Source organism: Streptomyces africanus, assembly GCF_002150735.1.
GTDB classification, from domain to species: Bacteria; Actinomycetota; Actinomycetes; order Streptomycetales; family Streptomycetaceae; genus Streptomyces; species Streptomyces africanus.
Genome location: NZ_MUKA01000278.1, coordinates 1 through 19,657, shown reverse-complemented (window position 1 = coordinate 19,657; position 19,657 = coordinate 1). Strand labels below are relative to the sequence as shown.

General features: G+C 70.6%; 16 protein-coding genes. 4 read left to right on the top strand and 12 right to left on the bottom strand.

Annotated elements, in window-relative coordinates; all coding sequences use genetic code 11:
* Positions 1–110 precede the first annotated feature (110 nt).
* From CCL05_RS30980 to CCL05_RS30935, 10 genes are all read right to left on the bottom strand, one after another.
* Positions 111–341 (bottom strand): hypothetical protein, encoded by a 231-nt coding sequence (locus tag CCL05_RS30980; RefSeq protein ID WP_086564002.1) that lies wholly within the window; start codon positions 339–341, stop codon positions 111–113.
* A gap of 304 nt (positions 342–645) precedes the next feature.
* Entirely contained in the window at positions 646–1,116 is a 471-nt protein-coding gene (locus CCL05_RS30975) for a TadE/TadG family type IV pilus assembly protein (RefSeq protein WP_167409646.1), read from the bottom strand.
* Entirely contained in the window at positions 1,113–1,547 is a 435-nt protein-coding gene (locus tag CCL05_RS30970; RefSeq protein ID WP_086564001.1) for a TadE/TadG family type IV pilus assembly protein, read from the bottom strand. Before CCL05_RS30970 ends, CCL05_RS30975 begins: the two co-directional genes overlap by 4 nt.
* On the bottom strand, positions 1,547–2,005 hold the full coding sequence (locus CCL05_RS30965; protein WP_086564000.1) for a TadE family protein: 459 nt from the start codon (positions 2,003–2,005) through the stop codon (positions 1,547–1,549). The genes CCL05_RS30970 and CCL05_RS30965 overlap by 1 nt, the downstream gene beginning before the upstream one ends.
* Before the next feature lie 72 nt (positions 2,006–2,077).
* Entirely contained in the window at positions 2,078–2,329 is a 252-nt protein-coding gene (locus CCL05_RS30960; RefSeq protein ID WP_020272654.1) for a hypothetical protein, read from the bottom strand.
* Between the two features lie 56 nt (positions 2,330–2,385).
* Entirely contained in the window at positions 2,386–3,309 is a 924-nt protein-coding gene (locus tag CCL05_RS30955) for a type II secretion system F family protein (RefSeq protein WP_167409645.1), read from the bottom strand.
* Positions 3,306–4,307: a type II secretion system F family protein gene (locus tag CCL05_RS30950; protein WP_086563999.1), complete on the bottom strand. Its 1,002-nt coding sequence runs from the start codon at positions 4,305–4,307 to the stop codon at positions 3,306–3,308. Before CCL05_RS30950 ends, CCL05_RS30955 begins: the two co-directional genes overlap by 4 nt.
* Positions 4,308–4,314: 7 nt before the next feature.
* On the bottom strand, positions 4,315–5,622 hold the full coding sequence (locus CCL05_RS30945; RefSeq protein ID WP_086563998.1) for a TadA family conjugal transfer-associated ATPase: 1,308 nt from the start codon (positions 5,620–5,622) through the stop codon (positions 4,315–4,317).
* Positions 5,619–6,521 (bottom strand): hypothetical protein, encoded by a 903-nt coding sequence (locus tag CCL05_RS30940; RefSeq protein ID WP_086563997.1) that lies wholly within the window; start codon positions 6,519–6,521, stop codon positions 5,619–5,621. Before CCL05_RS30940 ends, CCL05_RS30945 begins: the two co-directional genes overlap by 4 nt.
* A 17-nt stretch (positions 6,522–6,538) precedes the next feature.
* Positions 6,539–7,267 carry a hypothetical protein gene (locus CCL05_RS30935; protein ID WP_086563996.1) on the bottom strand — a complete coding sequence of 243 codons (729 nt, stop codon included), beginning with the start codon at positions 7,265–7,267 and terminating at the stop codon, positions 6,539–6,541.
* An 875-nt stretch (positions 7,268–8,142) separates the two neighbouring features.
* Here CCL05_RS30935 and CCL05_RS30930 point away from each other — a divergent pair.
* The 4 genes from CCL05_RS30930 (at position 8,143) to CCL05_RS30915 (ending at position 16,287) form a co-directional block, all read left to right on the top strand.
* The gene (locus CCL05_RS30930; RefSeq protein ID WP_158102510.1) at positions 8,143–11,634 is read left to right on the top strand and encodes an NACHT domain-containing protein; all 3,492 of its coding nucleotides are present in this window, start codon (positions 8,143–8,145) and stop codon (positions 11,632–11,634) included.
* Positions 11,635–12,011: 377 nt separating this feature from the next.
* On the top strand, positions 12,012–14,021 hold the full coding sequence (locus tag CCL05_RS30925) for a hypothetical protein (RefSeq protein WP_244204470.1): 2,010 nt from the start codon (positions 12,012–12,014) through the stop codon (positions 14,019–14,021).
* Positions 14,011–15,246: a PIN domain-containing protein gene (locus CCL05_RS30920; protein ID WP_086563993.1), complete on the top strand. Its 1,236-nt coding sequence runs from the start codon at positions 14,011–14,013 to the stop codon at positions 15,244–15,246. The genes CCL05_RS30925 and CCL05_RS30920 overlap by 11 nt, the downstream gene beginning before the upstream one ends.
* A gap of 336 nt (positions 15,247–15,582) precedes the next feature.
* Positions 15,583–16,287 (top strand): hypothetical protein, encoded by a 705-nt coding sequence (locus CCL05_RS30915; protein WP_086563992.1) that lies wholly within the window; start codon positions 15,583–15,585, stop codon positions 16,285–16,287.
* A gap of 89 nt (positions 16,288–16,376) precedes the next feature.
* Here the strand turns inward: CCL05_RS30915 and CCL05_RS30910 are convergent, their stop codons facing one another.
* Together CCL05_RS30910 and CCL05_RS30905 are read right to left on the bottom strand one after the other, a co-directional pair.
* A complete protein-coding gene (locus tag CCL05_RS30910; RefSeq protein WP_086563991.1) occupies positions 16,377–17,558 on the bottom strand; it encodes an LCP family protein in 1,182 nt (393 codons plus the stop codon).
* Between the two features lie 30 nt (positions 17,559–17,588).
* Positions 17,589–19,657, bottom strand: a 2,069-nt coding sequence (locus CCL05_RS30905) for a bifunctional polysaccharide deacetylase/glycosyltransferase family 2 protein (protein WP_244204469.1), incomplete at its 5' end; no start/stop codon positions are given.

The window sequence follows — 19,657 nt, the reverse complement described above, 5'->3', positions numbered from 1 at the left end:
GGGCGGGAAGGGCGGTAAAGGGGGCGGGGGCAAGTAAGGCCCGACCCGCCCGACCCGCTGACGTGAAAAGGCCCCGGATGCGAGATCCGGGGCCTTTCCTGTGCCTGCGGTCAGGAAGCGACCGCGGCGGCGTTGAGGTGCAGGTCCGCCGCGATGCCCGCGGGCGAGACGGCGAGGCCCACGCCGCCGCCGACACCGGTGGTGACACCGGCGGCCGTCGTCTCGACGTAGAGACCGGCCGCGGCGCCGGCACCCGCGGTGCCGCCCGCCTGGCCGCCGGCGATGGTGTCCAGCTCGGCGTCGGACATGTGGGCGGTCTCGATCTGCGGGGTGAAGGCCATGGAGGGCGGTTCCCTTCGTTTCAAAAATTCGAAGTGCTGAAGTGCGACCGATCAAAGCACGTCGGGGGAAGGGTCGGCCAGTCAGTGGTTATCGGTGTGCGACGGATTTCGGCACTCCAATTCATGGGTGTGACCATTCGGTCACCTCAATACCCGTCGTCTTCACAGGTTCTGCCACGGTGCGGCACCGGAGTGCAATGCACGGCGGGGTGAGTGAGGAGTGTTCGGCACCCGCCGTGGTTTCTCACGACCTCGCGGTAAACGGTGTGCAGATCCCTCGAATGTTCCGGATCACCGGCGGGCCTCAGCCCACCTCGTTCTCCGCCACCGCCTGCCCGTGGACCACCACGTCGCCGCCGTAGAACATCCCCGTGAAGACCGGGGAGTAGGTGAGCTGCACCTCGACCTGCACCTGCTGGGCGTCCGCCGCCACGCAGTGGGTCCCTGCGATGTCCGCGCCCGTCATGTCCATCTCGCGGGCGAAGGTCTTCACGCGGGCGTTGCAGTTCTCGTAGTTGATCGGGGCCGGGCCGCCCTCGTTGTCGTAGAGGGCCTCGCGGTCGATGTCCTGGGCGGCGTAGCGGGCCGCCTGTTCCGCGATGTCGGCCGCCCGTTCCCGCTTGGAGATGGACAGGCCGCCGTCGATCACGAACGCGGAGAGGGAGAGGAAGACCAGCGCGAAGATGATGACCGCGCCGGCGCCGGAGCCCCGGTCGTCCAGGTGGGCGCGACGGGCCGCCCACCATGACCGCCCGTTGGCCGGGAGGTGTCTCACGCCGACCTCCGGAACGGGTCGAGCGGGGAGCTGAAGCTCGCCGACAGCGTCGTCGGGACGTCGAGGCCGAGCATGGCGAGGCCCCGCACCTGGCAGCTCACCTCGACCGTGAAGATGGTGTCGGGCTCGAAGCCCTGGCTCGTCTGGACGACCGACACGGGGCCGGAGCAGACGTCCCCCAGGTTCGCCTCGGCGGCCTTCTCGGCCTCGGCCATGGCGGTGGCGTGGTTCTTCTGGATCGAGCCCGCGCGGGCCGCGTCCCGGGCCGCTCCGTCGAGCGCTCCCCGGCCGTCGACGAGCTGGCCGAAGGCCACCAGGACGAGGATGAACAGGATCATCACCGGGGCGAGGATCACGACCTCGATCGTGGACAGGCCCCGGTCGTCCGCCCGCCGGCCCTCTTTCCAGGAAGCCGGAGGAGAGAGGGTCATCAGTTCTCCTCCTGGACGAAACGCTCCACCGGGCCCGCCGACTGCGCGTGCACCGTCAGGTCCAGGCCCGGGAACACCGTCGGCACCCGGGCCGCGATCTCCACACCGACCGTGTTCTGGTCCGGCTGGAGCATCTTCACGTCCGGTCCCAGCACCAGTTGCGGGCCCAGCTGCTGGATGTAGCTGTCCACCACGTCCTGGGCCTCGCCCCGCCACGCGCCCGGCTGTTCGTCGGCCGTGGCGCGCGCCTTGCGCGCTCCCGCCTGGGCCGCAGCCTGCGCGACGTGGTCCGCGAAGAAGTACAGGGCGAACTGCACGGTCGCGAAGATCATGAAGAACAGCACGGGAGTGAGCAGCACGAACTCGATCGCGGTCATGCCGGAGTCACCGCGGGCGGCCGCCGCTCTCCGCGCGGCCCGCACCCTGCGGCGTATCCGTCTGCTCACGTCTGCCGGCATCCCCGTGCACCCTGTTGTCCGTACGACTACGACTGTCCCTGTGGCTGTCCCTGCGACCGTCCCGGTGACGGATCAGCAGGTCTTGCCCGCGTCCGCGCCCTTGATGCAGTCGCCGACCTTGTTGGCGCCCTCGCTCAGCGCGGCGTTGATGATGGCGGCCACGACACCGACGATCGCCACGACGACCGCCGAGATGATGACCCACTCGACCGCGGAGGCACCGCGGTCCAGCTCGCCGCTGCGGGCGCGCTCGGTACGGGCCTGGAGGAAGGTGACCAGGAAGTCCACGGCCGGGATGCCCGTGTGGAAGTTGCGTCCGATCATGACGACTTGTCCTTTCGAAATCAGTTCCGGGAAGTTCTGGAGTTGTGAAGGTCGGCTCACTGCACCTGGAACACCCGCATCGCCGCCGGAAAGATCAGGAAGACCAGGAACCCGGCGCACAGCAGCAGCTGCGCCACGAGCATCGACTGGGACTTCTCGCCCGCGCTGCCCTCGATCTCGGCGAGCTCACGGTGCCGCATGGTCTCGGCCCGGGACGCGAGGGACTCGCGCACCTTCGCACCGTCGTCCGCGACCAGGGCCAGGGACGCGGAGAGGTCCTTGAGTTCCTCGACGCCGATCTCCTCGCCCAGCTGGCCGAGCGCCTGCCACTGGCTGAGGCCGGTGATGCGGGCGTCGGAGAGGGCGTTGCGGATGCGCTGGTTGGCCCAGCCGTCGGAGATCTCGGCCGCCGCCATCAGGGCCTCCGGCAGACCGCGTCCGCCGGCCAGGCTCATCGACACCAGGTCGAGGTACGCGCCGATCACGCGCCGCAGGTCGCGCCGCTTCTCGGCCGCGTCCCGCCGTACCTCCAGGTCGGGCAGGAAGAAGAAGATCACCGCGAAGAGCAGCGCCAGCCACACCGGGATGATCGGGCTGCGGCCGACGCCGAGCGTGTAGACGATCGCGAACAGGAACGGGCCGAAGAACAGGCCCGCCACACCCAGCAGCACCTTCGTCGCCAGGAACTTCTCCCAGCTGCGGTCCAGGACCGCCAGGTCGGCGCGCAGCGAGCGCTGCTCCCAGCCCTGCTGGAGGTAGAACTCGGAGACCCGCAGGCCGACTTCGGCCCGCAGGGCCCCGAAGCGCCCCTTCTCCCGCTCGGTGCGCGCCGACTCGTACGCCGAGCCGCGGGCCCGCATCGCGTCGATCCGCGCGACCTGGGAGACCGGGCTGCGCTTGCTGGGCATGAGGGCGCGTACGAGGGCGTAGACGCCGAGGCCGATGACGGCGCCGACGACGAGCGGCATCGTGAGGTTCACCGGCGTGCCCCCTCTTCCTGCGGCAGCTGCTGCTGGGGCTGCGCTTGCGACGGCGTCCTGGGACGCACGAACTGGACGGCTGCCTCGTCCCGGACCAGGAAGCGTTCGGGCGTCTCGATGGTGGACAGCTTGCGCAGCCACCAGAAGCCGAGCGCGAACAGGCCGCAGACACAGGCCAGGACGAGCTGGCCGACGGGGGTGCCGTACGGCTCCACGAAGTCACGGTTGAAGATCGACAGGCCGAGGACGAAGGCGATCGAGACCGCCACGACGATCTGCACGGACCGGCGGGTCGAGGCGCGCTGCGCCATCACCCGCTGCCGCATGTCCACTTCCTCGCGCGCCGACTTGGCCAGCGCGCCGAGCACCTGGCGCAGACCGGGCCCGCGCAGGCGGGCGTTGAGGATCAGGGCCGCGACGATGATGTCGGCGGAGGCGTCGTCGATCTCGTCGGCGAGGTGCTGGAGCGCCTCGGGCAGCGGGGTGCGGGCCCGCAGGCGGTCGACGAGGGCGTCGAGGTGGGGGCGCAGGACCGGGGCGGCGGCGCGGGCCGAGGCCGGGATGGCCTGCTCCAGGCCGACGGCGCCGGCGATGGTGTCGCGCAGGGACTCGGTCCAGGACGCCAGGGCCTCCACGCGGCGCATGGCGGCCCGCTCCTCGCCGGCGCCGCCGAACAGGCGGTCCCAGAAGAAGACGAGGACACCGGCCGCGATGCCCGCGACAGCCCAGCGGGTGAGGACGAGGACGACCAGGCCGACGATGGCGGCGAGCGAGCCGCGCTGGCCGGCGAACCGGATGAGTTCGCTCGCCCGCTGAGCGGCCTTCTGCTTCTCGTGGTCGGGCTTGACGGGCAGTCCGCGTACGGCGACGAGGAGGAGGGCGAGGCCGCCGCCGACGGCGACGCCGCTTCCTATCGAGTACAGGACGGTGGTGGAGAACAGGCCGCCCATGGAGCCGAGCGAGCCGATCGCTGCGAGAGTCGTGTTCGTCGTGTTCATCCCCGGCTCACCCCCAGGTCCCGGACGGCCGGTAGCCGTGTGCCATCAGTTCCTCCAGGCAGGCTATGGGGGCGTGCGGCACGATCCGGCCGTCTGGGGCCTCCGCGAACACCTCGCTGGACAGGACGCGTCCGTCGACGCCGTTGACCTCGCGGACGGAGGTGACCATGCGCTGGAGGCGGCCGCCGTTGCCGAAGTTGTTGCGTCGCTGGATGAAGACGACGAAGTTCACCGCGCCGGCGATCAGCATCTGGCTGGCCTCGATGGGCAGCCGCTCTGAGGCCTGCAACGCGTAGGTGGAAATACGGTTGAAGACTTCGCTGGAGCTGTTGGCGTGGATCGTGGACAGCGAGCCGTCGTTGCCCTGGGACATCGCGTTGAGCATGGTGACGATCTCGTCGCCGAGGACCTCACCGACGATGACGCGGGAGGGGTTCATACGCAGCGAGCGGCGTACCAGTTCCGCCATGGAGATGGCGCCCTGGCCCTCGGAGTTGGGCAGCCGTTCCTCGAAGGCGACGACGTTGGGGTGCAGGTCGGGGAAGGTGTCGAGCCCGAGCTCCAGGGCGCGCTCGACGGTGATGAGGCGCTCGTGCGGCGGGATCTCGTTGGCGAGGGCGCGCAGGAGCGTGGTCTTACCGGCGTTGGTGGCGCCGGCGATCATGATGTTCTTGCGGGCCCGGACCGCGCAGGCCAGGAAGTGGGCGACCTCGGGGCTCAGCGTGCCGTTGCCGACCAGGTCGGAGATGAAGACCTTGCCCATGCGCGCGCGGCGGATGGACAGGGCGGGGCGTCTCGCCACGTCCATGACGGCCGACAGACGTGAACCGTCGGGCAGCCGCAGGTCGAGCTGCGGGTTGGCGGAGTCGAAGGGGCGGGAGGACAGACCCGAGTAGGCGCCGAGGACCTGGATGAGCTCGATGAGCTCCTCGTCGGTCTCGGCGACGGGGTCGCCCTTCACCTCGCGCCCGTCGGCGTAGCCGACGAACACCTGGTCGCAGCCGTTGATGTCGATGTTCTCGACCTCGGGGTTGTCCAGCAGCGGCTGGAGCCGGCCGACGCCGAACAGCGCCGCGTGCACGGCGGCCGCGTACTGCTCCTCGGTCTCGGCGTCCAGCGGCGTACGGCCCGCGTTGATCTCGGCGCGGGCGTACTCCTCCAGGATCTGGGCTATGACGGCACGGGCGTACTGACGTTCGTCCTCCGTGGACATCGGAGTGACGTTGTTGATCTGGTCCTGTCGGCGCTGTTCGGCGATGCGGTCGCCGGCGTCCTGGCGGAACCGCTTGACCAACTGGTGGTCGACAGCGGTCATGTGCCGGCCCCCGCGTGGCCCTGCATCTGGCCCGGGTGGTTGTGCTGGACGTGGTGGGCCTGCGGGGCGTGGTGGGCCTGGTTCGCCTGCGCGGAGGCGGCCCAGGCGGCGCCGTACTGCTGGTAGAGGTCGGCGGCGACCTTGCGGGCCGAGCGGATCAGCAGCGACTTGTCGAGACGGCCGCGCCTGCGGCCGGCCAGCTGGTCGGCGCCGGCCGGGTCGTCGGCGATGGTGCCGACCACGCGGGCTCCGGTCTGGGCGTGCACGAGCATGTCGTTGACCTGCGAGGCGAGCTTGCCGGCGTTGCCGGTGTCGGCGATCAGGACGACGCCGATCACCGGGTTGGCGAGGCTCGCGGCACCGCGCGGTCCGCCGTGCAGCTTGCCGGCGAGCGCCGCGGCACGGTCACGCACCCGGGCGATCGCCTCCGGCTCGGTGCGGGAGAGCAGCAGGACGAGGGAGGCGTGCGGGAACAGCTCGACGGCGGGGGTGTCCCCGCTGATGCGTCCGCAGTCGGCGATGACGTCGGCGGCGGCGTTCGGGGAGTCGGCGAGGGAGGCGAAGGCGTGCCCGAGGGTGGGCCACAGCCCCGCGAGCCCGGCGGCCTGCTCGGCGATGCCGAGCCCGACGAGCACCTCCAGTCCCCCGCTGAGCGGCTGTACGTGGTCCCAGAGCTGGTCCGGTACGAGTCCGCGGCGCGCGGTGGCGGCGATGGACAGCATGCCGGTGTTGGGGTTGAGCGGTCCGCCGTGCGCGGCGGCACTGCGGTAGACGAGGTCACCGCCCGCCGGGTCCGTCTCGGCGAGCAGGACGCGCCGCGGCCAGACCGCCGCGAGGGCGACGGCCGCGGTGGTGACGCCGGGGGAACCCTTGTCGGCGGCGAGAGCGATGAGCGCCATGGGTCGGGTGCCGCCTTCTAGTTGCCGGGGACGTGCACGATGGCGACCTCGTTCGCGGCCGCCGCGGAGGCGAGCGCGGCCGCGTCGGCCTGGTCGACGAGGAGGGTGAGCGAGAGGTTGCCCGTGCTCACGGTGGCGTCGCTGTCGTCCTCGACGGTGTTCACGCGCGCGTTGTCGACGAGGGCGCCGCCGCCGGAGGTCGAGGTGCCGCTCGAGCCGGTGCTGTCGTCGGAGTTGTTCGAGCTGGAGCCGGTGGTGCCGACGCGGTAGGCGGAGACGACGTCTCCGGCCTTGATGTCCGACGGGTACTGGCCCTCCTTGAGGGCGAGGCCGACGGAGGCCTTGCCGGCGGGCAGGCTCGCCGTCTTGGCGAACATCTCACCGACCGCGAGGGTGCCCGGGTAGATCGTGGACTTGGCCTTGTACGTCTGGATGGTGGCCAGCTGCGACCACTCGACGTAGTGGATGTTGTCGTCCTTGGCGACCATGACGGAGGTCACGTCGCTCTTCTTGAGGGACTCCCCGGCCTGGACCTGGCTCGTCACCTTGACGACCTCGATCCGGTCACCGGCCTGGAGCACGAGCATCGTCGCACCCAGCGCACCGACCAGGATGAGCAGCACGGCGAGCGCCGCCAGTGCCGGTTTGCGCTCGCGAGGTGGTGTGGGAAGCCGGTCACCGACCGACGGCTGAGCCGGAGCGGCGGAACGACCGGCGCCCGCCCCCGTACGCTCTTGGATCTTCACGCAACCGCTCCCCGTACACCCAAGAAGTTATCTACAAATTAGGACACTTCGCACTTCTCGGCGCCTTGGAAGCAGCGTCTGAGCTGGCCAATTAGCCAGCGCCGAAGTGAGTGTCAAGCCATGGCACCGTATCAGCCGCACATAAGCCCCTCAAGGCGCGTCCGGACTCAGGGAACGCACTGCGCACACCGTTACCCATCTGCAACTTCCGGCGATCGCGGCCCCGTTGGGCAAAGGGTCGAAACGACAGGTCAGCTGTGCTGAAGCGAATCGACCCCGGCCACGTGAACGCGCCCGGCCCGGGGCGTTCAACACCTCTCGGCCATCATGCCTGCACGATTCACTCACGAAGTCGAGGGTCGCTTGTTCCGCGATCTCACCTCCTGCGGGTGAGGGTCGCGGGCGAAAGACCCGCCTGACTGGAACGGGAGTGTGCGTCCGTTGAATGCGCAACCTTCGGGGGCGCGTTGGACCGGCGGGCCGGACGCCGGTACCCCACCGCCGAGAGCGGAAGGCCGCCACGTTACTCGCCAGTAGGAATATGGTACCCCCAGCTGCCGACCTTGGTTCCTTTTGCCTGCCCGAAATCGCCGTGATGTTATGGAAGAAGGCCGATGATTGGCCCGTGGAAATTGCCCCTTGTGCAGCCGTGACGCGGAAATAGAGGGATGCCGGCACGGGGAGTTCTGATGAGCCATGGCAGTGAGACCCGAAGGCATGGCAGGCCCGGCCCCCGGCCGGCAGGGGCGTGGGCTCGACTGTGGTTCAGGGGGAGCTGGCCAGTCGTCTCCGTGTGGCGCAGCATGCGCAACTGGTGGCTGCTGAAAAGGGGCGAGCGGTATGCGCGTCACTGGTGGCGGCCTCATACCTGGTTGGTGAGCGGGGGATACATCGCGCTCTCCGTGGCGTACCTGGCGCTGATCGTGTACGGCGTCTGGCAGCCGGGAAAGGTGCGCCAGTGGAACTCCTTCCAGGGCGTGCTGGGAGCCGTGGGACTGTCCTCCTCGGCCGTGGTGGCCACCGCGTGGTTCATCCTCTGGCGCTTCCGGCGAGCTCGTCGCTACTACCTGCGCAAAGCGAAGCGGCATCCCGACGAGCTGGTGAAACCGGGCAGCATCATCGGCACCGTGGTGGGGCGCGATCAGCTGTGTGACGCCCTGATGAACGATCTCCAGGACTGCCGTCAGCGCCGCCCTCATGTGATCGTCGGCACCATCGGGGTCGGAAAGACGGCTCTGCTCGTGCGCCTCACCCAGCGCCTCGCCCGCAGGGGCATCATTCCCGTGGTGCTGCGCCTTCGCGATGTCCAAGATCGGCTCGACTTCTCGGAACGGGCCAAGCAGGAGTTCTGCGACAAGGTGCGGGAGCGGATCTCCTCCGCTTCCGAGGCCGAGAGGGTCTGGCAGCGGCTGCGCTACACCCAGGACCGGGTCGTCGTACTGGCGGATGGACTTGAGGACGTCCTGAAGGCTGTCGACGACCGCGACAACAAGATCCGCAAGGCCATCAACGACGCGCGGGACGAGAGACTGCCCCTGGTCATCACGTCCAGGCCGCAGAAGTCGCTGGAGGCCATCAACGCGGCACAGACGATTCTGGAACCGCTCAGCGAGGAAGCGGCGCTCCAGTACGTCGCCCAGGGCAGCAACCGGCGGTCGAACAAACAGCGCATGGACTGGGTGGTGGAGGCGGCCGAGATCGCCGAATCCCCGCTGTACCTCAACATCGCCAAGGACCTCGAGCTGCGCGGCAGACTCGAACTGATCGTGGGCGCCGGAGGGGACGAGCGTAGCGATCCGCGCGACCAGGACATGTGGGCGCTGCGTTACGACCTGCTGGAGGGCTGGGTCGACGCCCTCGTCGAAGGCGCCCTCTACCCCGAGCAGCCCATTTCCGCCAAAGGCCGCTTCCTGACGGTCGAATACCTGTCGGTTCTCGCCTGTGCGGCGCTGCGCACGAACTCGACCTACGTCGGCTACAGCGTCCTGGCGCCGTCACGCGCAAGCGAAAACGGCGCCCTCGGTGAGGAGAAGAAACAGCAGGACGGCGAGACGGCGGAGGAGCTGCGCGGGTTGCTCGAACGGCGGGTGCAAATCTCCGCGGAGAGGTTCGGTATCGGCGAGGGCGCGGAACGGGTCATGGACGAGCGCCTGGCCGCCAGCTGGGGCAGCAGCCTCGGACTGGTGGAGGAACGGGGAAGCGGAGTCAGGTTCCATCACAGCGTTCTGCAGGCCTTCCTCGCCTCCCGCTGTATGGACGCCCTGGTGAACCCCAACTCGGCAGCGCGCCAGGGCTCCTCCGCCTCTGAGACCTGTGAGGCCTTTTTCGACCGAGCGCTCAAACGCCCGGGTCGCGAGCTCTCCATGTCCCTCGTGTTCTACTCGCGCTCGGTCGAGGCGCTGGCCGGATGCCACTGTCATCCCGAAACCGGTGAGCACGACCGGGTCGCGGAACACTGCCCCATCAACGTCGTCCGCAAGGAGCTCAGGACGGCCGCATTCAATGCGTTGGACAGCGGTTCCGAACCGGGCAGTGAAGCGCCTCCTGGCGACCGAGCGGGGGGTGACATCGAGCAGGATCCGAAGATCAGGGCTCTGGAGTTGTACTCCGCCACGCTGGACGTCGACAGTTTCCACCACGAGCCCCAGCACCGAGAGATCGTCGAGGAGATCCGCCACAGGTGGAGCGATGTGCAGGTCTACAACGACCGCAAGCTCGATTCGCCGAAAAAGGCCTTGATCAGGCGGATCGCCGCCACCGGGCTGCTGCTCAGCAGGCGACGGACCCTCCCACCCAGCGGCGTGCGGGAAGTCCAAAGCCGGACCGCCTACGACCTGCTGTTCGACATCGCCGGCGAAGAACCGTCCCATGGCGTGAGGTTCGCTATCGCTCAGGCCATCGGTGAGGGCGGCGACGAAGCCTTCCGCGCTCTTCAGGGCCAACTCTCCACCGCGACGGCACGCGTTCCCACCTTCTCTCCCTTCGGAGCCGGATCCGGAGTCGCAGCCGGACGCGTCCCCTTCCCGCAGGAGGGCTTCGACGAGCTCTTGTACGCCATGGCCCAGCGGTCCGGGCTGGGCGAAGGCGGGCGTGGTTTTGATGTCGCATCCCGCGAATCGCTTGCGGCGGACCGTCCACCGTCCGCGCCGGGCACCACAAGGACCGAGCGCCTGCTGCGCAAAGGGCGCGCGGAACTCCTCGACAACAAGCGGCGCGACGAGGAGAAGAAGGAGCTGAAAGAGCGGAACCGGGATCAGCAAGAACAACGCAAGCGGATCATGAGAGCCTGGCTCGCTCCGATGCTGGTCCATTCCTGCTCGTTCACCCCGCACCAGAACACTCCGTACGAAGTGCTGTCCGGGTGGATGTCGGGAATGCGGCACCAGCAGGTCGACCTGGAACTGCAGGTCGCACTCGCTCAGGGGTTCCGGCAGGCAGCGAACCATCGCACATCCCCGACGCGTCCCCACCGGACCGCCGAGTTCCTCAACGAGCAGGCCGGGGAGATGCTCAAGCGCACGGACTACTGGTTCGCCCGGCTCGCCCTGCTGCACGCGCTGACCTTGTGGACCCTCCCGGACGACGTCGCCGAAGGGCAGCCCCGACGCGGACACGGCGCGAGCCCCGCCCGGCAGGTGCGGCAATGGCTGGAACAGACGGCCGACCCCAAGATCAAGCACAAGCGCCACGACGAACACCCATTGGTCAGGGCCGCGGGCAAGATGGCGCGACAGGCCCTGCAGACCCGGCGCCCGGACCGGTTCCTGTGGATCGACGAGGCCGGCATGGCCTCACAGATCGGATCCGGAACCAGCTCGCCACGCGAATGGCGGATGCACAACCTGTGGATTCCCCCGTCCAGAGGATGGAGCACCCTCGACCCCAGCGCCCAGCAACTCCTCGCCGACGTGCTGGTCCTGCTGATCCTGACCGAGGAGCGGGGCGTCCGGCCGAAGGACGCGCTGCTGCGCCTGCAGTACGCCTATTCCGGCGAACAGAACGTCCTCCCACCGTGCCTGGCCAGGGACCGTACCCCGCTCGACCCGAGGCAGGCACTGGTCGGGGAGACTCCGCGTTCGCTGCCCGGCTCCCACTGCGTCGACGGCTGCGTGTTCGAATTCTGCCCGTATCCGCCCAAGGGGCCGCAGTGCCGTACCGAACTCAACGAACTCTTCTGCATCCACCAGCACTCGATGCTCAAGAGGTTCCAGTTCCAGGCGTGGCGCTCCCTCAGGTTCCGCCGCCGGGCGCGCTGGCAGCGCAGGACGTCGGTGGCGAACCTGCGCAGGTTCTGGGACGAGATGGGGGCGCGTGCGCGCAACCACGATCTCAAGGAGGCGTCGGCCCAGGCGCGTGGCGGTGAGTAGAGCGATGAGCGGGACGGCGGTGAACGGGGCCTTCCGGCACCCGTGAACGCGGTACCGGCACACCCCGGCGGACTGGAACCGCGGAAGCGCGGTGAGTGTGGGCCGAAGCGCCGCCGCCTGGGTGCGACGCGGGTGCGTGAGCGGTACGCAAGCGGAAGCAGCACCCACACCGTACGCATCCGGGCATCCGGGCACCGTCCGCAGCGGGTGAGCTCGTCACCTCGATCCCGATGTGCCCGCCGGGGAACCGGCCCAGCCGCGACCGGGCGATCTGTAGCACTCGCGAAGCCCCGAGTAGAGTGCGGCCCGGACAGCGATCGGACCGCGGGGGAACACCGATGAGGGCAGTCACGTCAAACGGGGCGCACGCAGGGCACTTGACGGCAGGGAGCAGCGGCCGAACCCGGCTCCTCCGGCTGCTGCTCGCCCTCAGCGCACTGACGGCCTTCTTCGCAACCGCCACCCCGGCCCGGGCAGCGGACACCACCCCGCCCACTCAGGCCGCCTACCTCGCCGACCGCCTCCGCCAGAGCCCGGTCTACGTCACCGACCAGCTCCCCCGCGAGGTGCCTCGGTCCACCGCCCCCGACTTCGTCAGGCTCGCGAAGAAGACCGGCGTCCCGACCTACGTCCTGGTCCTGCCCATGCAGAGCAGCACGGACGGCAAGCAGCTGCTCGGCGCGGTGCACGACCGGCTCGGGCGCGACGGGCTGTACGTCCTGATCGAGGGCACGGATGTCGCGCACGCCACGGCTTACGGCGTCCGCGCACCCGCCGACGCCGCCGCCACCGTCGCGCTGTACGAACTCCCCTACGACGCGGGCCCCTTGCGAAGCTTCGAGCGTTTCGTCGACGTCATCGCCCTGGGCGGCGAGAAGGCCACGGCCCGCGCCGAGAAGGCACGCGAGAAGCACGGGGACGACGAACCCGCCGAGATGTACATCGGCCCGTCCGACCGCAGCAACCAGTCGCTCATCACGGGGACGATGCTGGCCGGTGTACCGCTGCTGATCGTGTTGTCGGCCGGGTACGTGCGGCGCCGCCGCCGGCGTTCCGGGGCCGGGCGGCGCCTGCCCCGGTGGGTGGTGCCCGGCACGGCCGCCCTCACCGCCGCCGCGATCGCCCTCACCGCCCCCGTCGTCTTCGATCAGACCAGGTCCAGCGCGGCGCGTACCCCCTCCCCCGCCGACCTCTCCGCCCGTGTCGAACGGGTCGCGGCGGGCCTGAAGCAGGACCCCGTGTACGCGGACCCGGAGAGCCCGCGCGTCCTCGACGCCCGGCAAGTGGACCGGCTGCACGACCGGATCCGGGACTTCCGGCGTTCCGACCGCGGCGGCCCGGTGTACGTCTCCCTCGTGCCGCAGACACCCGAGAGCGAGTCGGCCGGCGACCCGGACCTGTTCGCCGCGGCCGTGCACGCCAAGGTGGGAGTGGACGGGGTGTACGTGGTCGCCGATCCGGCCGACGGCACGATCGACGTCTACAACCACGGCCTGCGCCTGGACTCCAACCACCTCTTCCTGGACCTGCCGGACTCCGTCGCGTACGGCGACAGCAGGGCGGACGAGGCCGACGACCACCTCCTCGGCGAGCGCCTCGACGCGCTGATGACCTTCCTCGACAAGACCCCGCGCACGGACCGGCCCGGTTTTGAGCCCGCCCCGCTCCCCGCTCCGAGGGCCGCCGACGAGCACACCCTCCCGCCTCTCTTCGCGACCGACTTCTGGCCCGGCCTGTTCGTGGGCGCCTTCCTCGCTCTCCTGCTGTCCGGGGCCGCGGCCGGACTGACGTGGATCGTCGGCACCCTGCTGCGGCGGCGCTCCGCCGCGCCCGAGTCGTCGGCATCGACATCGGCGTCGGCGTCGGCGTCGGCGTCGAGTCTCCGGCGTACCGCGCATGCGGAACTCACGTCACTCATCCGGGAGTTCGACGGCCAGGGCGAGCACGGGCGTGCCTGGGACTGCCTCGACGCGGCGATGCTCCTCGTCGACGGCGACCCCGGCCGCACCCGGGAACGGGCCACGGACGCGGCGACCCTGGTCGCCGTCGTCGTGCTCGCCCGAGCGGGCCGGGCCGCACTCGCCGGTGAGGCGACGGACCTGTGCTGCGGCGTCAACCCCCTGCACGGGCCCGCCGTCGGCCGCCGCCACGTGCGCGTCTCCAGGGAACGCAACAGGCGCCGCATGCTGCCCGTCTGCGAGCCCTGCCGCGACACGGCCGTCGCCGAACCGGGCGGCATCCCGGAGCGACTGCTGAAGCTGCCCGGCCCCGAGTCCGGCGGCAGCCGCCTCCCGTACTACGAGGCGACCGACGGCCCACTGTCGGCCGTACCCGAGGGAATCGACCGGCTCATCGACAAGGTGAGGGAGACCGCAGGTGTCCACTGACGTCAAGCGCGTGATCACCGCCCTCGCGGCGCTGCTGCTGACGGCGCTCACCAGCACGCCCGCCCGGGCGGCGGACGGCGACGGCCCGAGCGCCGGGCAGCGCATCGCGAGCGCCCTGCGCACCTCGCCCGTCTACGTCGACGAGGCCTACGCCGACGCCGTACCGCCCGCCCGGCAGCGGCAGTTGGCGGACCGGATCCGCCGGACGGGCCTGCCCATCAAGGTCGTGCTCAGGCCGCTCACCAAGGGCGACGCGTTCGACGGCGATTCCGACGTCCTGGCGGGGACCGTCCGTGACCGGCTTCCGGAGCGGCGAGAGCTCATTCTCATCACGACGGACAGCGACTTCTCGGACTCCCTCAAGGGATACGAGTGGCCGTCCGACAGCCACCAGACCCGCGACGCCGTGTCCGCCGCCGGTCTCCTCGACGAGATGCGGGACGCCGGGCTGGCCGATGTGACCGCCAAGGCGGTGGACCTGGTGGCGGAGGGGAAGGGCAGGCAGCGGTACGAGGAGGCGACGGCCGACCTGGACGGCGGCTCCCAGCCCGCCGAGTCCGGCTCCGGCTCCGGCTCCGGCTCCGGCTCCGGCTGGATGCTGTGGTCCCTGGTCGCCGTTCCGGCCCTGGCCCTGACCGTCCTCGCGACCCGGACCGTGCTCCGTTCCCGCGAGGCCGCTCCGGCCGTACCCCAGCTGGTGTTCGCGACGGCCCGCGCGGCCGACGAGGCGGAGCTGCGGCGCCGGGCGGAGGCGGAGGTCCTGGCCCTCGGCGAGACGACGCAGGCCGCCGACGTCGCCACGACACCCGGCCTCCAGCACGCCCTCGACGCCTACGCCGCCGCCGGCACGGTCCTCGACGAGGCCCGGGGCCTGCCGGACCTGGCGGGCGTGCTGGCCCTGGCACAGGAGGGCCGCGACGCCCTGACCGGCTCCCCCGGCCTGCCCCTCTGCTTCTTCAACCCGCTGCACGGCCGTGCCGTCCGCCGCACCGGCTGGCGTCCGCTGGGCCGGCGGGAGCGGCTCGATGTGGCGGTGTGCCAGGAGTGCGCGGACGCGCTGCGCGAGCGCCGCGCGCCCGAGGTGCTGACCGACACGACGCGGGACGGCCGTACCGTGCCCTACTTCGAGGTCCCCGCCGGGCGGAGCGTCTGGGCGGCAACGGGGTACGGCTCGCTGATGTCACCCCTGGACGGTTTCACCTCCCGTCTGCTGAAGACCCGTTGACCAGGCGGCCGGTCCTCCCGCAATGCCGCGAACAGGGCCGCGCCCGCCGGGGTCGTCCCACCTCACCGCGCTGCCGCGGGCGAGGGCCGCGATGAATCGCCGTGAAGCTCCGCCGGTCACGGGTGCGGCCCAGACGCCCTGGGCTTCCCGCGTGCGCTGCCCTCTCATCACGCCGACTGAGCCGCCTGCCGCGTTGCCAGGGCCACGCCGCCTGATCCTGAGCCACCCGGACGGCGTCGTCACGCACTTGTCATCGCTCTCGCACGACTCGCGCGCAACCCCCCTGACCGGCCATGCCATGATCTTCGCTCGAAATCAGCGACCGAGGAGCCCCCATTGAAGCGCGCCGCCCTGGCCGTCGTCTCCGTTCTGGCCCTGGCCTCCGCACTGACCGCCTGCTCGGGCGGCGAGGACACGCCCTCCAAGTCGCCGTCGGTGCCGAAGGCCAAGCAGATCACTCCGGCACAGCGGCTGGCGAAGGCCATGGTGACGAAGGACGACCTGCCCGGCTACAACGTGTCCGAGCCGGAAGCCCGGTACGCCTTCGCCAAGTCCTCGGACGAGGTCACGGTCGACAAGCCCGGCTGCACCCCGCTGGCCTACGCGATGAATCAACTCCCGCTCGGTGCACCACAGGCTGATCTCCTGCGCAGCGCCGGGGCGGGCTACGGCAAGGAGAGCACGTACATCACTCTCGCCTCGTACAAGTCGGAGGCCGAGGCCGGGTCGGTGCTGGCCGACTTGGCGAAGGCCGTGCCGGAGTGCGCCGGCGGGTTCGCTGTGAAGGCGGGCGAGAACGCCACGGCCTACGACTCGGTCACCGCCGAGAAGGGCACGGCGACCGGTGCCGTCGCCTTCCGCTCGACGATGGCGTTCCGGGGTGTCAGCCACACTCTGCGCACGGAAGCCGTCCGCAAGGGCGACGTACTCGCCGTCTACTTCTCGGTGAACGGCTTCGCCATCGCCGACAGCACGCGGCCCAGCGACGCCAAGATGCCCGCGAAGGTGGTGAAGGCGCAGAACTCCAAGCTCGCGAAGTGAGTCCGGATCTGCCAGAGCGGCAGGCACGCCCAGCTGTACGGGAGGGCGCGGTCGGAGCCCGCCCGCCGTTCCTCTGGCCGGGCCGCTGATCAGCCGGGCGGCCGGTCCTCCCGCAGTGCCTCGAACAGGGCACGGGCCCGCCGGTCGTCCCACCTCACCGCGCTGCCCTTGGAAGTGCGCAGGTTCGGGTCGGCCACCGGCACGTTGAGCTGCCGGCCTCCACCCGAGGCGGCCTTGCGCAGGGCCTCGAAGAGCGACATGAGGTCGGGCAGTTCCGTGCCCTCGTCGACGATGAGTGTGTCGAGGCCGGCGCGCAGGGTCGGGAAGGACTTGGACGGGTCGGCGAGGGTCTTCGGGGTGACGGCCTTGCGGGCGAGGGCGGCGAGGAATCTCTGCTGGTTACGGGTCCGGCCCAGGTCCCCCTGTGCCTCCTGCTTGCGCTGCCGTACGAAGGCGAGGGCCTCGGCGCCGTCCAGGGTCTGGCAGCCGGCGGGCAGGTTCGCGCCGGAGTCCTTGTCCCGTACGGCCTTCTCCAGGCACAGGTCCACACCGCCGACGGCGTCCACCACGCCCACGAATCCGGCGAAGCCGATCTCCGCGTAGTGGTCGATGCGCACACCGGTGTTGCGTTCCACGGTCCGCACGAGCAGGTCGGGGCCGCCCAGCGAGAACGCCGCGTTCAGCTTGTTCGGCGTGGCCCGGTAGCTCCTACCGGTGTCGGGATCGACGTAGGGCGGCAGGGTCACCCAGGAGTCACGCGGCAGGCTGAGCATCGTGGTGCCCTTCGCCCCGGTGTGCAGCAGGATCACCGAGTCGGTGCGGCGCCCCTCGGCCGAGCCGGTGTTCAGCTCCTTCCGGTCCTGCTGCGACAGCCCCTCGCGGCTGTCGGAGCCCACGACCAGGTAGTTGGTGCCCTCGCCGGGCGGCACCCGGTTGCTGAGCGCGCCGAGATCGACCTCCTGGTTGAGCCGGGTGTCGGCCCAGACGTACGTACCGGCGCCGGCGAGCAGCAGGACGGACGACAGCACGGCCGCGGTCCGTACGAACCGGCGGCCCTTTCCGGCGCGGCGCCGCGGGTTCCTGCTGCCGCCGCCCCGCCGCCCACGCGCGTGGACGCTGCCGTCGTAGCGGCCGGGCGCGGCCGGCGAGGCCATGCCGGGCAGGGGGGCCGTGCGGGTCGACGGCGGAGGTGCCAGGAGGGACGGGGGCGGGACCCTTCTCGGGTCCTGCCCCGCCCGGTGGTCTCCCGGAGGGTCGGTCCAGTCGTTCATCGTCCCCTCCATCCCGCTGGTTCACGTGGGTCAACGCATAGGCACGCTCCTATACGGAACCGGCCCGCCGATCTGTTCAGCGGCCGTCCCGGAGCGCTTCATCCGCTGCCACCGCAGCCGGCTGCCAAGCATCAGCGCGACCAGCGACTGGATGACGACGAGATACATCAACTGCCGGTAGACGACGATCTGGAACGGCATCGACCACAGGGCCCGGACCGGCTCGCCGTCGAGTCTCAGCGCGTAGCCGGAGCAGACGATCTGCACGCCGAGGAACGCGAACCACACCGCGGCGGACTCCCAGGGGTCGCGGAACAGCACGCCGTACAGGGCGTAGACGTCGATCACGGGCGCCAGCAGCGGCAGGGCGACCTGGAAGAGCGCCAGGTAGGTCAGCCCGCGCCGCCCGAACCGTCCGGCGGGCCCCATGGCGAAGAGAGCCCCGCGATGTTTCCACATCGCCTGCAGGGTGCCGTAGCACCACCGGTACCGCTGCCGCCACAACTGCCTGAGACTGGTGGGCACTTCGGTCCAGGCGACGGCGGACTCCTCGTACAGCACCCGCCAGCCGGCCCGCCACAGGGCCATCGTCAGGTCGGTGTCCTCGGCGAGGGTGTCCTCGCTGACCCCGCCGACGCCGATCACCGCGTCCCGGCGGAAGGCCCCGATGGCCCCCGGCACGGTCGGCATGCACTCCAGCACCTCGAACATGCGCCGGTCGAGGTTGAACCCGAAGACGTACTCCAGGTGCTGCCAACGCGCCAGCAGACTGCGCCGGTTGCCGACCTTGGTGTTGCCGCTGACGGCCCCCACGGCCGGGTGCGCGAGCGGCTGGACGATCCGCTCGATGGCATCGGGCTCGAAGACGGTGTCGGCGTCGACCATCACGACGATGTCGTACCGCGCGTGGGCCAGCCCGGTGTTGAGGGCGGCGGCCTTGCCGGAGTTGGGCTGCCGGACGACTTCCACCCGCGGATCCCCCGTGTTCTCGGCGATGTCGGCGGTCCGGTCGCTCGACCCGTCGTCGATGACGACGACCTGGAGCTGCTCATGGGTGGAGTCGAGCAGCGACCGCAGGGTCGACCCGATCCCGGCCTCCTCGTTGTACGCCGGGACGAGCACGGTCACCGGCCCGGACACCTCACGCATCCAGGGCGCCCCGGTCCGGAACCGCTCCAGCCGGCGCACATGGGCCCGGGCGAACAGGGCGAGCAGCACCAGCCGCAGCACGCCGAGCCCGCCGGCGACGCCGAGGATCCAGATCATGGCGGTGGAGAAGGCCTGCCCGAGCCGCGTGACCTGGATCAGGCCCTGGCCCAGCCAGCGCTGGGTGAGCGAAGGCGACGTGTACGGAACGAGCTTGAGCCCGGCGGACACGGTGGTGAACCGGTCGACGGTCGGGTTGTTCAGGAGCCTGCGCGCCTCCAGATACGCGCTCTCGGTCTGGCTGAGCTGCCGCACGATTCCCTGCGCCGGCTTGCGCGCCCCCTTGTCGGCGGCGACGAGCACGTACCCGTACCCGGCGGCCCGCCGTGCCGCCTGCCACTCACGACCGCACAGGGTCTCGGGCGTGGTGGTCCGCGGCATCCGCAGCAGATTGGTACGCAGTCCGGTGGCGCCGGCCAGCGCGCTCTGGGTCAGTTCCAGCTCGGACCGGAAGCGGGGCGCGGAGGACTCGCCCAGCACGGCCCCGGTGTAGGTGTTGGACCCGATCTCGTGGCCCTCGGCACGGATCCGACGGACGAGTTCCGGGTGCCGGGCTGCCTGCGCGCCGTGCAGGAAGAAGGTGGCGCGAGCCCCGTTCCGCTTGAGGAGTTCGAGCAGCCGTGGGGTCCAGACGGGGTCGGGCCCGCCGTCGAAGGTGAGCGCGACGGTCCGGGCGGGCATCGACCCGGACCGGATCCCGTCCCGGTTGATCCCGATCACGGGCCCGCCCTTGGCGACGGCGTCCGGCACGGGCGAGGCACAGGGCGACCGCGACTTCGCGGCGTCGACCTCGTGCTGGGTCCAGCCCTCGAAGAGCAGGAGGGCGAAGACGAGGGGGAGGGTGAGGGCGAGTAACAGCCAGTGGGCGCGGGGGTCTCGGGACTGTTTGTGCC

Coding starts and splice junctions, on each gene's coding strand:
- CCL05_RS30980 (WP_086564002.1), bottom strand. CDS start 341: ATGGCCTTCACCCCGCAGATCGAGACCGCCCACATGTCCGACGCCGAG.
- CCL05_RS30970 (WP_086564001.1), bottom strand. CDS start 1,547: ATGACCCTCTCTCCTCCGGCTTCCTGGAAAGAGGGCCGGCGGGCGGAC.
- CCL05_RS30965 (WP_086564000.1), bottom strand. CDS start 2,005: ATGCCGGCAGACGTGAGCAGACGGATACGCCGCAGGGTGCGGGCCGCG.
- CCL05_RS30960 (WP_020272654.1), bottom strand. CDS start 2,329: ATGATCGGACGCAACTTCCACACGGGCATCCCGGCCGTGGACTTCCTG.
- CCL05_RS30950 (WP_086563999.1), bottom strand. CDS start 4,307: ATGAACACGACGAACACGACTCTCGCAGCGATCGGCTCGCTCGGCTCC.
- CCL05_RS30945 (WP_086563998.1), bottom strand. CDS start 5,622: ATGACCGCTGTCGACCACCAGTTGGTCAAGCGGTTCCGCCAGGACGCC.
- CCL05_RS30940 (WP_086563997.1), bottom strand. CDS start 6,521: ATGGCGCTCATCGCTCTCGCCGCCGACAAGGGTTCCCCCGGCGTCACC.
- CCL05_RS30910 (WP_086563991.1), bottom strand. CDS start 17,558: ATGAACGACTGGACCGACCCTCCGGGAGACCACCGGGCGGGGCAGGAC.